At 67.4% G+C, this 14,442-nt stretch carries 12 protein-coding genes; 3 read left to right on the plus strand and 9 right to left on the minus strand.

Annotation, left to right across the window (positions count from 1 at the left end; genetic code table 11):
* Window positions 1-63: 63 nt before the first annotated feature.
* The 3 genes from ACOYR3_RS01920 to ACOYR3_RS01930 all read right to left on the minus strand — a co-directional run bounded on the left by ACOYR3_RS01920 (window position 64) and on the right by ACOYR3_RS01930 (window position 2,300).
* Window positions 64-777: a hypothetical protein gene (locus tag ACOYR3_RS01920; RefSeq protein ID WP_422846510.1), complete on the minus strand. Its 714-nt coding sequence runs from the start codon at window positions 775-777 to the stop codon at window positions 64-66.
* Window positions 778-903: 126 nt separating this feature from the next.
* Window positions 904-1,524 carry a hypothetical protein gene (locus ACOYR3_RS01925; protein WP_422844840.1) on the minus strand — a complete coding sequence of 207 codons (621 nt, stop codon included), beginning with the start codon at window positions 1,522-1,524 and terminating at the stop codon, window positions 904-906.
* Window positions 1,521-2,300 carry a TIGR04255 family protein gene (locus ACOYR3_RS01930; RefSeq protein WP_422844841.1) on the minus strand — a complete coding sequence of 260 codons (780 nt, stop codon included), beginning with the start codon at window positions 2,298-2,300 and terminating at the stop codon, window positions 1,521-1,523. Before ACOYR3_RS01930 ends, ACOYR3_RS01925 begins: the two co-directional genes overlap by 4 nt.
* 332 nt (window positions 2,301-2,632) lie before the next feature.
* On the opposite strand from ACOYR3_RS01930, the gene ACOYR3_RS01935 reads away from it, so the two are divergent.
* A complete protein-coding gene (locus ACOYR3_RS01935; protein ID WP_422844842.1) occupies window positions 2,633-3,082 on the plus strand; it encodes a carboxymuconolactone decarboxylase family protein in 450 nt (149 codons plus the stop codon).
* Window positions 3,083-3,134: 52 nt separating this feature from the next.
* On the opposite strand, the gene ACOYR3_RS01940 is transcribed toward ACOYR3_RS01935, so the two are convergent.
* The 6 genes from ACOYR3_RS01940 to ACOYR3_RS01965 form a co-directional block, all read right to left on the minus strand.
* Window positions 3,135-4,850, minus strand: a complete 1,716-nt coding sequence (locus ACOYR3_RS01940) for a tannase/feruloyl esterase family alpha/beta hydrolase (protein ID WP_422844843.1) — start codon at window positions 4,848-4,850, stop codon at window positions 3,135-3,137.
* A 154-nt stretch (window positions 4,851-5,004) separates the two neighbouring features.
* Complete coding sequence (locus ACOYR3_RS01945; protein ID WP_422844844.1) at window positions 5,005-6,717, minus strand: acyl-CoA dehydrogenase family protein; 1,713 nt, start codon at window positions 6,715-6,717, stop codon at window positions 5,005-5,007.
* A 358-nt stretch (window positions 6,718-7,075) separates the two neighbouring features.
* Window positions 7,076-8,065, minus strand: a complete 990-nt coding sequence (locus ACOYR3_RS01950) for a Bug family tripartite tricarboxylate transporter substrate binding protein (RefSeq protein WP_422844845.1) — start codon at window positions 8,063-8,065, stop codon at window positions 7,076-7,078.
* Between the two features lie 218 nt (window positions 8,066-8,283).
* The gene (locus ACOYR3_RS01955) at window positions 8,284-9,048 is read right to left on the minus strand and encodes an SDR family NAD(P)-dependent oxidoreductase (RefSeq protein ID WP_291487927.1); all 765 of its coding nucleotides are present in this window, start codon (window positions 9,046-9,048) and stop codon (window positions 8,284-8,286) included.
* A gap of 38 nt (window positions 9,049-9,086) precedes the next feature.
* On the minus strand, window positions 9,087-10,955 hold the full coding sequence (locus tag ACOYR3_RS01960) for a feruloyl-CoA synthase (RefSeq protein ID WP_422846511.1): 1,869 nt from the start codon (window positions 10,953-10,955) through the stop codon (window positions 9,087-9,089).
* A gap of 44 nt (window positions 10,956-10,999) precedes the next feature.
* Complete coding sequence (locus ACOYR3_RS01965) at window positions 11,000-11,785, minus strand: crotonase/enoyl-CoA hydratase family protein (protein ID WP_422844846.1); 786 nt, start codon at window positions 11,783-11,785, stop codon at window positions 11,000-11,002.
* A 160-nt stretch (window positions 11,786-11,945) separates the two neighbouring features.
* Here ACOYR3_RS01965 and ACOYR3_RS01970 point away from each other — a divergent pair, with 160 nt between their 5' ends.
* Together ACOYR3_RS01970 and ACOYR3_RS01975 are read left to right on the plus strand one after the other, a co-directional pair.
* Window positions 11,946-13,160: a thiolase family protein gene (locus ACOYR3_RS01970; RefSeq protein ID WP_422844847.1), complete on the plus strand. Its 1,215-nt coding sequence runs from the start codon at window positions 11,946-11,948 to the stop codon at window positions 13,158-13,160.
* A gap of 5 nt (window positions 13,161-13,165) precedes the next feature.
* Window positions 13,166-14,416 carry a thiolase family protein gene (locus tag ACOYR3_RS01975; protein ID WP_422844848.1) on the plus strand — a complete coding sequence of 417 codons (1,251 nt, stop codon included), beginning with the start codon at window positions 13,166-13,168 and terminating at the stop codon, window positions 14,414-14,416.
* Window positions 14,417-14,442: the final 26 nt, after the last annotated feature.

Genomic DNA, 14,442 nt, shown 5'->3' on the forward strand with positions numbered 1-14,442 from the left:
CAACCGCAGGACGCCGATGACACCAGGGCGCTGCTGACTTCGCTGATCGGCGCTCCGGTCCGGTCAATGCAATGGCATGCCGAGCTGTTCGTCGTCGGCAGATAGCGTCATGTACTCCAAGCGCCACTGGATCAGCAGGCGTGACTGGGCGATGGTGATTTCACTCTCGCACAGAGTGATGCAGCTGCGTAGCTGGATAACCGATGGGTCGGTGAGCCTTGTGCGCAGCACCGATTCAACCTTTGATGCGGCCTGTTCGGCTGCGTCCATGGCCTCCTCGGCATCGTCCCCTTCTGGGTGGACAAGGACCACGTCTAACACATAGGGGTCCCCGGCGGCGCGCTCCACAATACCGCCCTGAAGCTTGAAGAACACGAACGAGATGTGTGCGCCATATCCCTTCAGAGCCCTGGCCAGCCTCCGGTCGGCTTCGGTGCTCTTCATCCGCTCCACAAACGCATCCGGGAACGCTGCTCGCTGGTAGCGCGATGACAGCCACTCGCGCAGCACACTAAGGCCCCGTGCATCCAGAGCGTAAGCCGCATCCGGCTCGTGTGCGGCCAAGGCTGACTTGGGGATCGTGCGCTTGCGGGTGGACACCAGTTCGACCACCTGGTCGGCTCCATCTTCCTGGAGGCGCAAATGCAGGGTCCTGGGCGCCTTGGCCCAGGCGTAGTTCCCATCCTCTTTGTCGACCGTGCGGCCGACGATGACCTCGACGTCCGGTTCAATCATAAGGTTGTCGTTGGCAAGGTCGCAGTCGTGCGAGACGACCATCACACAGGTGCATGCGGGGTCACTCTCATGCGCCAGTCCAAGTGCGCTCGCAGTCGACTCCTTCAGGACACAGCCCTGTCGCCAAGAGGTCTCGCGCGACCAGCTTTCCATCGGTCTTCCTGCCAATCAGAGTTCGTCACGCGCGGCCGACCCAAGGTCCGACGCCGACAGGGCAACTGGCTTTTCGTCTACCAAGAGACTGGTCAGCCGCCCCTTGGCCTGCGCGGAACGCTCCATGACCCTGACCAGCTTTTCAGCCGTGGCTCGTCCATCTGCGCCTTCGGACATCAGCTGGAGAAACGATTTCCCGCCGCTCAGAACCCGGTCCAGTGAAACAGCGGTCGGCTTGAAGTCCCTCGCCTGGAACACGGCTGCGGCCTCCGCAAGGCTTCTGATGCGGGCGTGCTGGGACGCGGCGGGCGTATCCCCGTTGAGCCAGTTGTAGAGTGCCTGACGAGAGACGCCGAACACCTCGGGCAGTCGCGACATGTTGCGGCCAAAGCCGGTGCGTACCTGCTCCATCATCGACGCGTAGGGCGAAGCCGGTTCCTCGTACTCGACGGAGACCATGGCGTAGCCCCAGGGCTGACGCAGCAGTTCAGCCGATGCGAAGCCGCCGGTGCCGGGCTGGAGCGCCGGCAGTGGCCGCTGTTGCACCGGAGCACGCGCATACAACGCCGCCGGGCTCTGATATCCGAACGACCCTGCCTGCCAAGAGGGCAAATCTGCCACGAAAGCGACCATCATTCCTCCCAGAATTGGTGTGCGTGCTCGGTGGTGGCCTTCTTGAAGGCTTCACCAATGACCTTGTGGATGTCAACAAGCCGACTCTTCACATTATCCAGGGAGTAGTCATGCCGCTCCTCCACGAACCCGTCGCTGTCCAGAATTGCATGTCGCCCCTTTCCTTCTAGGAAGCGAGGCTGCAGTTTCATGTCGTCGGGAGCGACGTCCGGTGGAAACGCCACACCGCCATCCTGCAGCACGATGCGCGAGCGCAGTTGTACCTGACCGTGCTGGGTCAGTGACTCGGTGTACGCGTGTATCGACGCACCTCCGAGTTCCGCACTCAGACCGAACACCCCGGCATGCAGATAGAGCTCCAGCGGCTCGCCCTCTTTGGGTAGAACGAAGTCGAGATAGCGCAGGCCGATGCGCTGGGTGAACGCCAGCTCGACAACGTCATGCACCAGCGCGAGCCCTTTCAGAAACGCTTCGGAGAAGCTCTCGAAGTTCCCATAGTCAGTGGACTGGAAGGTCAGCACATCATTGCCGAGCACAAACACGTGGGTCTGCGCCGGATTGCTGAAGAAGTACTGTTCGATAGGCACCATCTTGGGGGCACCCTGTCCACCCTCCAGGTGAAGGGCAAACGCCTGTTTTTGCAGATAGACCGGATAGCCCATCTTGCGCAGGCCGTCCTGAATCAGCGGAAGGTATTTCTCCTTGAGGTTAAGAACGGCGTTGAAGCGGACCTGAACCACCGTGAAATACACCGGCGGATTCTTCAGCGGCTTGCCCATTTGTTTCTATCTCCAGAGGAATTTTGTCAAGTTTACACTTTTAATAAAACCCCTCTGATACTTCCGGACAGGTCCACGGCCCGTTGTAGGTGTCAGCTTCGGGTGCACACAGCGGCCGAGTTGGCGGGCAGCTCGTTGTTGACCACATTGGCGCCTGCATCGCGTGTCTTCGCCGTCACGTTGTCAGGTGCCTTGCCGTGTTCTTCCCAGGCAACCACGAAAGAGGTCCGCCGCCATTTCCCCGCATCTGTCACAGCGCTTCACTTCACACGTCTTGAGAGCAGGAGGCCGATATCGCCCCCGCCCAACATTCAACGTAAAGGAACTGCTGTATGAATCGCGCTGTCTGGTTCAACGTGTCGCCCGAGGGGGCCAAGGCCATCGGGACGCTGCACCACTTCGCCACCCAGGGCACGGGCCTGCCCAGCTTGCTGACGCACCTGATCTTCCTGCGCGTGTCGCAGATCAACGGGTGCGCGCACTGCATCGACATCCACACGCGCGACCTGCTGGCCCAAGGCATGTCGGTGGAGAAGGTGGTGCTTGTGCCTGTGTGGCATGAGGCGGCGTATTTGTTCTCCGAGCAGGAGCGCGCTGCGCTGGCCTGGGCCGAGGAAGTGACCCGCGTGAGCGAGACCCATGCCTCCGATGCAGCCTATGCGGCCGCACTGGCCGTGTTTGGCGAGAAGGACCTGGTGGACCTGACGCTCACGATTGCCACCATGAACGCCATCAACCGCATGGGCGTCAGTTTCCGCATGAAGCCCCGCGCCAAGGCATAAAAAGAAAAGGGAAGCCCGGCTTGCGCCGGACTTCCCGCTTTTCAAGCACGGATCACTTGCAGGTGAAGCTGCTCGCACTCTCCACATCCCCCGTCCCGTTGTAGCGCGCCACCTTCGGGTACACGCACAACGGCCGGGTGCGGTGGGCGGACCAGCTGGCGGGCAGCTCGGTGTTGACCACGTTGGCGCCTGCGCCGCGTGCTTTCGCCGTCACGCTGTCGGGCGCCTTGCCTTGCTCCACCCAGGCCACCAGCGGGGCCAGCATGTCGAACTGGTCGGTGGCGGGGCCGCCGGAGCAGTGGTTCATGCCGGGCACCAGGAACAGGCGGGCAAAGTCGGCGGCCTTGCCGTTGTGATTCGCCTGCAGGCGGTCCATCCAGTGGGCGGTGTCCATGGGCGAGAACACGCCGTCGGCCACGCCGTGGAAGACGATCATCTTGGCGCCCCGGTTCTTCAGCGGGCTCAGGTCCGCCTCATCGGGCGGGGTCATATAGGACCAGGGCGACTCGGCGTATTGCGCCGTGGTGGCGAACATCTTGGGATAGTCCGTCTCCATGCTGAAACCCAGCGCGTACTGCATGCCGGGGATGGCGGTGAACGCCGGCACGGTGGAGGGGGGCGAGGTGAAGATGAAGGCCACGGCCCCCGCGTCCCGCGTGGCGGGGGAGCCGAAGTGCCAGGACGCAAAGTTGGCGCCGGCAATGCCGGGGTCCCACCAGGTGCCGGCGTACAGCGCTTCGCCCTTGCTGTTCTTGGGGCCGGCGAAGATGCTGGCCAGCACGCTCTTTTGCGCGCTGGTGATGCAGCTGCCGTCGCGTGCGCCGGTGCAGGTGGGCACGTCGGTTTGCAGGTTGAAGGCGGCCTGGCAGGCGGCCACGTCGTTGACCTGGCCGTCGGCCACGCCGTCCAGCGCGTCGCACTTCGCCAGGATCTTGCTGCTGATGAGCTTGAACTCGGCGGGCGTGACGGCGGTGGTCAGGTCGGGCAGGCCGGTGGTGGCGTCCTTGGTGGATACCTGGGCGTACTGCTGGGCCTTCCACAGCTGCGTGGTGGCGGCCTTGGGCAGGTGGAAGCCGGGGTTGCCCGCCAGGATGCCGTCGTACTGGTCGGCATAGCGCGATGCGCCCACCATGGCGTGGCGGCCGCCGTTGGAGCAGCCGGCCAGGTACGAGCGGTCGGGGGCCTTGCCGTAGGCGCTCTTGATGAGGTTCTTGGCCATGGGGGTGAGGGTGCCCACGGCCTGGTAGCCGTAGTCCAGCCGGGCCTGCGGGTCCACGCCAAAGAAGGGGGTGGGCGCGCCGTGGCCGGCGTCGGAGCTGAGCACGGCAAAGCCTTGCACCAGGCCGGGCGCCACGGGGGCGCCGCCGCTCACCGAGCCCAGCGCGGTGACCACGCTGCCGTCCAGGCCGCCGTTGGCCTGGTGCAGAAAGCGGCCGTTCCACTCCACGGGCAGGCGCATCTCAAAGCCGATGGCGTAGCTGGCGCCGTCCACGGGGCTGGTGCGCTCTTTCATCTTGCCCTTGACGAGGCAGTGCGCGGGCGCCTGGGTGGTCGCGCCCTGCAGCGTGAGCGGGCCGGCGGGCACTTGCTCTGCCGAGGTGATGCGCGTGTCGGGCAGGGCCAGGCTGGTGGCCAGCGTGGCGCAGGACTGCAGCGTGGCCGGCGTGGCGGCCGAGAGCTGGGGCAGGGCGGCATCGGACGAGCCGCCGCAGCCCATGAGCAGCGCGGCCGCCGCGGCCGATACGGCCAGGGGGTGGTGGGCACGCATCCGGTGTCTTCTCATCATCTTCAAGCGCATGGCGTTGTCTCCTGTGGTTTATCGAGGCGCAGGACAGCCCGCAGCGCGGCCTCTACACGCTGTGGGTGGGAGAACGGCGGAAGATGGATTTGCTACTGAATCAGGAGCTGCTAGCGCTTGCGCATCAAGCGCTGGCGGCCTCTTTGGGGCGTACCTCAAAGGCCTGGGCGATGCGCTGGCGCAGGATGCCGGCGCGCAGGTCGAACTCGGGCAGCACCCACTGCGCAAAGGCCTGGGCGGGCGCGCTCCAGCGGTCTGGCGCGGCGGTCGCGTCGCGGGCGGCGCCGATCTGGCCCCAGGCCCATTCCAGCAGCACCAGCGCCACGGCGCGCAGGTAGTCGTCGGCCACCCAGTAGGGCAGCTCGGGGTCGGTCTGCGCGGCAATGGCCAGGGTCTGCGTGATCTCGACCAGGGCGTGGCGGCGGGCGCTGGCTGCGGCCGTGGGGGCCTTGCCGGGCAGCGCGGCCAGCAGCGCCGCCAAACCCTGGCCGCCATCGGCCAGCACCTTGCGCACCAGCAGGTCGATGGCCTGGATCTCGTTGGTGCCCTCGTAGATCATGGCCACGCGCACATCGCGCACGATCTGCTCGATGCCCCATTCGCTCACGTAGCCGTGGCCGCCAAACACCTGCAGGCAGGCGCTGGCGCCGTGGAAGCCCTGGTCGGTGAGCGCGGCCTTGAGCACGGGCGTGACCAGCGCGCACCAGCGCTGCGCGGCGGCGCGCTCGGCCGCGTCGGGGTGGTGCTTGGCCACATCCAGCTGCAGGGCGGTGTGGTAGGCCAGCACGCGGCCGCCGTCGATCCACGCGCGCTGCGTGTGCAGGATGCGGCGGATGGCGGGGTGGTCTTGAATGAGGCTGGTGTCCTTGGCACCGGGCGCGCGCATCTGGCGGCGCTCGGCGGCGTAGGCGCTGGCCTTTTGCCACGCGGCCTCCAGCAGGCCGATGCCTTGCAGGCCCACATGGAGGCGGGCGGCGTTCATCATCACGAACATGGCGGCGAGGCCCTTGTTCGGCTCGCCCACCAGCCAGCCGGTGGCGTCGTCAAAGCGCATCACGCAGGTGGGGCTGCCGTGCAGGCCCATTTTTTCTTCGATGCGTTCGCAGACCACGGCGTTGCGGCTGCCATCCTGGAGCACCTTAGGCACCAGGAACAGCGACAGGCCCTTGGGCCCCGCCGGCGCATCGGGCAGGCGCGCCAGCACCAGGTGCACGATGTTGTCCGTGAGGTCGTGCTCGCCGCCGGAGATGAAGATCTTGCTGCCGTTCACCCGCGCGCTGCCGTCCGGCTGCGGGGTGCCCCGCGTGCGCACCATTCCCAGGTCGCTGCCCGCGTGGGCTTCGGTCAGGCACATGGTGGCCAGCCATTCGCCGGTGGCCACCTTCTCCAGGTACTGCGCTTTCAGCGCGTCGCTGGCGTGGTGTTTGATGCACTCGTACGCGCCGTGCAGCAGGCCGGGGGCCATGGTCCAGCCGTGGTTGGCACCGGCCAGCCATTCAAACAGCACACACTCCAGCACTGCTGGCAGGCCCTGGCCGCCATCGTCTGGCGCGCAAGACAGCGACGGCCAGCCGCCTTGCCAGAAGGCCTGGTAGGCGTCGCGGAAGCCGGGGGGCGTGGTCACGGTGCCTGCCTCAAACCGGCAACCCACCTCGTCGCCCGTGCGCTGTAGCGGGGCCACGGCGGTGTCGACAAACTTGGCCGCCTCGTCCAGCACCTGCGCCGCAAGCCCGCCATCGGTGTCGGCAAACGGCGCAAGCGCCTGCCACTGCGCTGGGGCGCAGAGCACCTCGGTCAGCAGGAACTGGATGTCGGCAAGGGAGTCGCGTGCGGGCATGGGATGCTCTTGTTTTGATAGCTGCTTGCGCTTGATGGGTAAGCGCTGGAGGCTGTTTTGGTTTGAAGTGACACGAAACCGTTCACCCTGAGCCTGTCGAAGGGCTGTCACCGCGGCGTGCCTTGGCTTCGACAGGCTCAGCCCGAACGGTGGGGGTAGGCGCGCCACGGCTTCGACAGGCTCAGCCCGAACGGTTCGGGGCGAGGTGGGCGGCGGCGCACTGCAACCGTCGCGCTTCCCCTCCACCCGCCGATACCGGCGCGCCCCAGGCGAGGGCCGCCGCGCTGGCGGCGTCCCCCCTCCCACGCGCCAGCGTGAGAGAGGGGGTGAAGGCGCGACGCGCCTCAGGGGGGGCTCTCTAGGACTCTGCCGTGAACCCGATCTTCTTGATCAGCGGGCCCCAGGTGTCGTACTCGGCCTTCTGCCAGCGCGCCTGCTCTTCGGGCGTGGAGCCGTGGGGCATCAGGCCCACGATGGCCAGGCTGTCGATGACGGACTTTTCCTTCAGCGCGGCATTGATGGCGGCGTTGGCGGCAGCAATCACCGGCTTGGGCGTGGCGGCCGGGGCGTAGAAGCCGAACCATTCTTCCGTGGTCAGCTCGGGGAAGCCCTGCTCGGCAAACGTGGGCACGTCGGGCACGTAGATGGAGCGCTTGGGGCCCGAGGTGGCCAGGATGCGCAGCTTGCCGGCCTTGTAATTGGCGATGAAGTCACCGTGCGGCGTGACCATGGCGGCGATCTGCCCGCCCACCACGTCCGTCACGCCGGGGATGGAGCCGCGGTAGGGCACATGGCGCAGCTCCACGCCGCTGTTGATGCCCAGGAGCGCGCCCAGGAAGTGGGGGGTGGAACCCGCGCCGGGCGAGCCGTAGCTGGCGTCCTTGGGGTTGGCCTTGGCCCAGGCCAGGAAGTCCTTCACCGTCTTCACGCTGGCGGGCACCATGGGGCCCACGGCCAGGCCGTGGTGCATGATGGCCGCGATCGACACGGGCGCGAAGTCCTTGTCGGTGTAGTTCATCTTGCTGTAGATGTGCGGGTAGTTGGCAATGGCCGACACCTGCGCCAGCGCCAGCACGGAGCCGTCGGCCGGGGCGGCCTTGAGCGTTTCCAGCGCAATGCGCCCGCCCGCGCCGGGCTTGTTCTCCACCACGCCGGCGTTCTTGCTGAACGCGCTGCCGGCCCACTTCTCGGCCACGCGGCGCGCCACCGTGTCGCCCGAGCTGCCGGCCGGGAAGCCGAACAGCACTTTCACCTGGTCCACCTGGGCATGGGCGGCAAAGGGATGCAGGGCGCCCAGCGCGGCGCTGGCGCCCAAGGCTTTTACGAGTTGACGGCGGGTGATGGTCATGGTGTGTCTCCTGGTTGTGTCTGACGGAACTCTCAAGAACTAAAACGGGGGCGCTTGCACGCTCTCTTGTTATCTGGCGAATGGCGACTCATTTCCTGAGGCGCTTCAAACGGGCGCTGCGCAAGCCAGTGCCACCGTGGAACTGGCTTTGCCAGGCCACGGGTGGCGTCCCCCTCCCGCAGGAGAGGGGGAAGGCGCGAAGCGACTCAGGGGGTGCATTACCGTGGTGCCATGCGCAGGGCGCCGTCCAGGCGAATCACCTCGCCATTCAGGTGCCCGTTCGTCACGATATGGCAGGCCAGCTCGGCAAACTCTTCGGGTTTGCCCAGGCGTGGCGGAAACGGGATGCTCGCGGCAAGCGACTGCTGCACGGCCTCGGGCAGCTCCTTCATCAGCGGCGTGGCAAACAGGCCCGGCGCCACGGTGCACACGCGGATCGCGTGCTGGGCCAGGTCGCGTGCCATGGGCAGCGTCATGCCGGCCAGGCCCGCCTTGGACGCGCTGTAGGCCTGCTGGCCCACCTGGCCGTCAAAGGCGGCGACGGACGCGGTGAACAGCATCACGCCGCGCTCGCCGTTGTCCAGCACGGGCAGCTTGCTGCAGGCCGCGGCAAACAGGCGGCTCACGTTGTAGGTGCCGATCAGGTTGATGTTGACCACGCGCACGAAGTCTTCCAGCGGCGCGGCGCTGCCGTCGCGCTGCACCACGCGCTTGGCGCTGCCGATGCCGGCCACGTTCATCAGGATGCGCGCGGGGCCGTGGGCGGCCGCCGCCTTGTCGATGGCGGCCTGCACGCTGGCCGGGTCGGTGATGTCGCAGGGGCAGGCCACGCCGCCGATGTCGGCAGCGACTTTTTCGGCCAGCTCGGCATTGCGGTCCAGCACCGCCACCTTGGCGCCCTGGGCTGCCAGTGCGCGCGCGGTGGCTTCGCCGAGGCCCGATGCGCCGCCGGTCACGAGGGCGGCTTGTCCTTGAATCTGCATGGTGCTTTTCCTTGGGTAGTCGTTCAGTTCAGGTCAGTTCATTGCTGGGGCACGAGGGTGAATGGCAGCTTGCCGTCGTGCATGGCTTCCACCAGGCTGGCGCGGTGCTTGAGCACGGCGCGCTGGTTGATGGAGCCCTTGTCGGTGATCTCGCCCTTGTCCAGCGACGGGGGCGCGGCCATCAGGTGCATGCGGGCCACGCGGGTGGCGCTGCCGGTGGCCTGGGCGGCCAGCTGGTTGAGCAGGTTCTGGAAATGCTGCTGCACGGGGGCGCTCTCCAGCACCTGCTGCAGGCTGGCGTCCTCCGGCAGGCCCGCCAGGGTGCGCACGTGCGGCGTGGGGATCAGGAGCGCGCCCACTTCCTTGAGGTTGATGCCGGTGATGACCGCGTCCTGCACATAGGGTGCGCAGGCGGCGATGATCTTGGCGCGCATGGGCCCCACGCTCACGAAGGTGCCGGTGGAGAGCTTGAAGTCCTCGGCAATGCGGCCGTCGAACTTCAGGCCCCGGTTGTGGTCGGCCTCGTCGATCCACTTCACGGCATCGCCCGAGCAGTAGAAGCCTTCCTCGTCAAACGCCTCTTGCGTGGCTTCGGCATTGCGCCAGTAGCCTTGCGTGATGTTGGGGCCGCGGTAGCGCACCTCGGTCTTGCCGTCGATGGGCACCAGCTTCAGCTCCAGCCCCGGCGTGGGCACGCCGATGTCGCCAGCCTGCACAAAGGGGCTGTTCACGGCCAGGCAGAAGGGGCAGCCTTCCGTCATGCCCAGGCCGGTGTTCATCACGATGCGCTCGCCCACCTCCTGCTCGGCCACCTCGAACAGCGCGTCCCAGATGGGCTGCGACAGCGCGGCGGCGGCAAAGAAGAACATCTTCACGCGGCTGAGCAGGTTCTTGCGCAGCTGGGCGTCTGTCTTCATGGTGTGCGCGATCACCTCGAAGCCCGTGGGCACGTTGAAGTACACCGTGGGCGCGATCTCGCGCAGGTTGCGGATGGTTTCTGCCATGCCGGCGGGCGTGGGGCGGCCTTCGTCCAGGTACAGCGTGCCGCCGTTGTAGATGACGATGCCGAAGTTGTGGTTGCCGCCAAAGGTGTGGTTCCAGGGCAGCCAGTCCACCAGCACCAGGTCTTCCTCGGTCAGCACCGGCATGGACTGGTTCATCTGCTGCATGTTGGCCGTCCACATGCCGTGCGTGATGATCACGGCCTTGGGCGACTTGGTGGAGCCCGAGGTGAACATGAACTTGGCGATGCTGTCCCGCGTGATGGCGGCGTGTGCGGCGTCCACGGCGGGCGTGGGCTCGGCCGCCAGCAGTGCGCTGAACGGCGTGGCGCTGCGGCCGGGCAGCGTGCCTTCGATCAGCGCCACCTCCACGTCGGCGCCCACCGTGGCCTCGATGGCGGGGCCAAAGCGCTCGGCGCTGCTGGCAAACACCAGGCCGGGCGTGAGCGTGTTCACGGCATGGCGCAGCTTGTCGTAGTCCTTGCTCACGGTGGAGTAGGCGGCCGACACCGTGCACTGCGGCACGCCCGCCACCAGGCAGCCCAGCGACAGCAGCGCGTGCTCCAGGTCGTTCTCGCTGAGCATGACCACGGGGCGGTCGGCGCTCAGCTTGCGGTCCAGCAGCGCCTGGGCAATGCGGCGCGCCGATGCCCACGCCTCGCGGTAGCTGATGTGGCGCCAGTCACCCAGGCTGCCGTCGGCGTTGCGCACGCGCTGCGCCATCCAGGTGCGGTCGGGCGTGGTTTCGGCCCAATGCGCGAGGCGGTCGGTCAGCCGCACGGGGTGGGGCTGCAGGTCCTGCGTGGCACGCACGTAGAGCACGCCGTTGGCGCCCGGGCGGGTGGTGACCTCGGTCACGCCGAAGCGCAGCGGCCGGAAGCGGGGGGTGGAGTCGGTTGCCATCATGGGTGCTTTCAGGAACTCACTGGCGCGGTTGGGGGCTCGCATGGTCAGGCCTTCTTGACCTTGGCGGCCTTGCCGTCCAGGAACGCGCGCACGCGGGCCTTGGCCTCGGGCGCGCTCTGGGCGATGGCGGCCATCATGGCTTCGGCCATCAGGCCCTGGTCGGCGGGCTGCTCGGCGATGCGCGGCAGGGCGTGCATCAGCGCGTAGTTGGTGAGCGGCGCGTTCTGCGCGATGCGCTGGGCCAGCTCGAAGGCCTTGTCGAAGGCCGTGCCGGTGGGCACCAGGTACTGCGCAAAGCCCACGCGCTCGCCGTCCTGCGCGTTGTAGACGCGGCCGGTCATCATCATGTCGGTCATGCGGGCCGTGCCGATCAGGCGCGGAATGCGCACCGCGCCGCCGCCGCCCACGAAGATGCCGCGCGAGCCTTCGGGCAGCGCGTAGAAGGTGGTCTCGTCCGCCACGCGGATGTGGCAGGCGCTGGCCAGCTCCAGCCCGCCGCCCACCACGGCGCCGTGCAGCGCGGCCACCACGGGCACGGGGCCGAACTGCACGCGGTCCAGCGCGGCATGCCACATGCGCGAGTGGTGCAGGCCCTGGCCGGCATCGCGCTCCTTCAGCTCCGACAGGTCCAGGCCCGAGCAGAAGTGCTCGCCCTCGCCGTCGATCACGGCCGCGCCCACGCTGGCCGGCAGGCGCTCCATCACATCGCGCAGGGCGAGGATCAGGCCGTCGTTCAGCGCGTTGCGCTTGGCGGGACGGGTGAGGCGGATGACCGCGATTTCCTCGCGTTCGCCGCGGATTTCCAGGGAAATGTCGGGGGATTGGGTCATGGTGTGTGGCATTGAGGTTGCTCAAATTATGGTTATCGAAAATAACTAAAACAAGGCCGCAGGCGCGCTCTTTGGTAGGTGGTTTCCCTAGCTTTCGTGCGTGCACATTTGGTTATGATAAATAACTAAAATACAGCGCAACCGCCACCAAGGACCTGCCATGAACGCCTTCATTCCCTACGGTATCTACTGGTCGTCGCCCTTTGCCAAGTGGCAGGGCACCTTGGCCAACCTCAACGCGCTGCCGCTGGCTGCCGCCGTGGGCAAGCAGGCGCTCACCGCGCGCGGCTACGACCTCTCGGCCGTGGACCTGGCCATCCTGGGCATCACCAACCCGCAAAAGGGCAGCTTCTATGGCCTGCCCTGGGTGACCGGCATGATGGGCATCGACCGCGTGGCCGGCCCCACGGTGCAGCAGGCCTGCGCCACCAGCGTGCGCGCGCTGCAGATGGCCGCGCAAGAGGTGGCCTGCGGCACGGCCACCAGCGCGCTCCTGGTGATGGCCGACCGCCAATCCAACGGGCCGGTGGTGTACTACCCCGATTCGAGCGGCACCGGCGGCTACGGCATCACCGAGCACTGGGTGCCCGACAACATGGGCCACGACCCCTACGCCAAGAACCCCATGCTGCAGACCGGCGAGAACGTGGCCGCGCGCTATGGCATCAGCACCGAAGAGCAGCACGCGCTCAAGCTGCACCGCTACCACCAGTACCAGGAGGCACTGGCGGGCGACCGCGCCTTCCAGAAGCGCTACATGGCCGAGGTGCCCGTCACCGACTCCAAGTTCCGCAAGCAGACCGGCACGCTGAGCGCCGACGAAGGCATCTTCCCCACCACGGCCGAAGGTCTGGCCAAGCTCAAGCCGGTCAAGGAAGGCGGCACCGTCACCTTCGGCGGCCAGACGCACCCGGCCGACGGCAATGCGGGCGCCATCGTCACCACCCGCGAGCGCGCCCGCGCCGTGGCCACGGACCCCGGCATCGAAGTCGAGATCCTGGGCTTTGGCATGTCGCGCGTGGAAGCCGGCTACATGCCCATGGCGCCGTCGCCTGCCGCGTTCAACGCGCTCAAGAACGCGGGCCTGTCCATTGGCGACGTGGCCGCCATCAAGACGCACAACCCGTTTGCCGTGAACGACATCGCCCTGGCCCGCGACACCGGCTTTGCCTGGGAGCGCATGAACAACTACGGCAGCTCCATCATCTGGGGCCACCCGCAGGCGCCCACCGGCATGCGCGCCATCATCGAACTGATCGAAGAGCTGGTGCTGCGCGGCGGCGGCGTGGGCCTGTTCACCGGCTGCGCGGCCGGCGACACGGGCTATGCCACGGTGATCCGCGTGACCGACAGCAAAGTGACTTCCAAGGCCTGATCCCCATGACCACTGCAACCTCTTCCTTTTCTGCACCGTTGAACGCCTGGCTGGTGGACGGCGTGCGCACGCCCATGGTGGACTACTGCGGCGCGCTGGGCCACGTGTCGCCCACCGACCTGGGCATCAAGGTGGCCCGCGCCGTGCTCGAACGCAGCGGCGTGCCCGCGGCGGACGTGGGCTCGGTCATCACCGGCTCCATGGCGCAGGCCGACTTTGACGCCTACGTGCTGCCGCGCCACATCGGCCTGTACGCGGGCGTGCCGCAAGCGGTGCCGGCCATCCTGGTGGCGCGCATCTGCGGCACGGGCTTCGAGCTGTTCCGCCAGGCGGCCGACCAGATCGCGCTGGGCTACACCGATGTGGCGCTGGTCGTGGGCACGGAATCGATGACGCGCAACCCGATTGCGGCCTACACGCACCGCACGGGCTTCAAGCTGGGCGCGCCCGTGGAGTTCAAGGACTTCCTGATGGAAGCGCTGATCGACACCGCCGGCCCGGTGACGATGATCGAGACGGCCGAGAACCTGGCCAAGAAGTACGGCATCACCCGCGAGGACGTGGACGCCTACGCCTCGCAGTCCTTCGCCCGCGCGCTCAAGGCGCAGGAAGACGGCTTCCTGGCCGGCGAGATCGTGCCCGTGGCGAGCGAAAAGTTCGAACTGGAAGGCTACGCCACGCGCGGCATCACGCTGCCGCGCAAGGTGGCGCAGCTGGACCGCGACACGCACCCGCGCCCCTCGCCCGTCGAGGCCCTGGCAGGCCTGCGCACCGTGTACCCCGGCGGGGTGCAGACGGCCGGCAACAGCTCGGCCCTGGTCGATGGCGCAGCCGGCGCCGTGGTGGCGAGCGACGCCTATGTGCAGCAGCGGGGCCTCAAGCCCCTGGCTCGCCTGCGCGGCGTGGCGGCCGTGGGCGTGGCGCCCGAGTACATGGGCATCGGACCGGCCCCGGCCATCCGCGCGCTGCTGGCGCGCACTGGGCTCACGCTGGAGGACATCGGCCTCTTTGAAATCAACGAAGCCCAGGGCGCGCAGACCCTGGCCGTGGGCCGCGAACTGGGCCTGGACCTGAACAAGCTCAACGTGAACGGCGGTGCGATTGCGCTGGGCCACCCGCTGGCAGCCACCGGCGTGCGGCTGACGGTGACGCTGGCGCGCGAGCTGCGCCGCCGTGGCCTGCGCTACGGCATCTCCAGCGCCTGCGTGGGCGGCGGGCAGGGCATTGCGCTGCTCATTGAAAACACCGACGCGTAAACCCAGTCTCCCCATCTTCTTGCAGA

It is taken from the genome of Acidovorax sp. M2(2025) (assembly GCF_049330835.1).
Classification (GTDB): Bacteria; Pseudomonadota; Gammaproteobacteria; order Burkholderiales; family Burkholderiaceae_C; genus Acidovorax.

What these genes read in the sequence shown, in the direction of transcription:
- ACOYR3_RS01920 (WP_422846510.1), bottom strand. Translation starts at nt 777, where the DNA reads ATGGTCGTCTCGCACGACTGCGACCTTGCCAACGACAACCTTATGATT.
- ACOYR3_RS01925 (WP_422844840.1), bottom strand. Translation starts at nt 1,524, where the DNA reads ATGATGGTCGCTTTCGTGGCAGATTTGCCCTCTTGGCAGGCAGGGTCG.
- ACOYR3_RS01930 (WP_422844841.1), bottom strand. Translation starts at nt 2,300, where the DNA reads ATGGGCAAGCCGCTGAAGAATCCGCCGGTGTATTTCACGGTGGTTCAG.
- ACOYR3_RS01935 (WP_422844842.1), top strand. Translation starts at nt 2,633, where the DNA reads ATGAATCGCGCTGTCTGGTTCAACGTGTCGCCCGAGGGGGCCAAGGCC.
- ACOYR3_RS01940 (WP_422844843.1), bottom strand. Translation starts at nt 4,850, where the DNA reads ATGCGTGCCCACCACCCCCTGGCCGTATCGGCCGCGGCGGCCGCGCTG.
- ACOYR3_RS01945 (WP_422844844.1), bottom strand. Translation starts at nt 6,717, where the DNA reads ATGCCCGCACGCGACTCCCTTGCCGACATCCAGTTCCTGCTGACCGAG.
- ACOYR3_RS01950 (WP_422844845.1), bottom strand. Translation starts at nt 8,065, where the DNA reads ATGACCATCACCCGCCGTCAACTCGTAAAAGCCTTGGGCGCCAGCGCC.
- ACOYR3_RS01955 (WP_291487927.1), bottom strand. Translation starts at nt 9,048, where the DNA reads ATGCAGATTCAAGGACAAGCCGCCCTCGTGACCGGCGGCGCATCGGGC.
- ACOYR3_RS01960 (WP_422846511.1), bottom strand. Translation starts at nt 10,955, where the DNA reads ATGATGGCAACCGACTCCACCCCCCGCTTCCGGCCGCTGCGCTTCGGC.
- ACOYR3_RS01965 (WP_422844846.1), bottom strand. Translation starts at nt 11,785, where the DNA reads ATGACCCAATCCCCCGACATTTCCCTGGAAATCCGCGGCGAACGCGAG.
- ACOYR3_RS01970 (WP_422844847.1), top strand. Translation starts at nt 11,946, where the DNA reads ATGAACGCCTTCATTCCCTACGGTATCTACTGGTCGTCGCCCTTTGCC.
- ACOYR3_RS01975 (WP_422844848.1), top strand. Translation starts at nt 13,166, where the DNA reads ATGACCACTGCAACCTCTTCCTTTTCTGCACCGTTGAACGCCTGGCTG.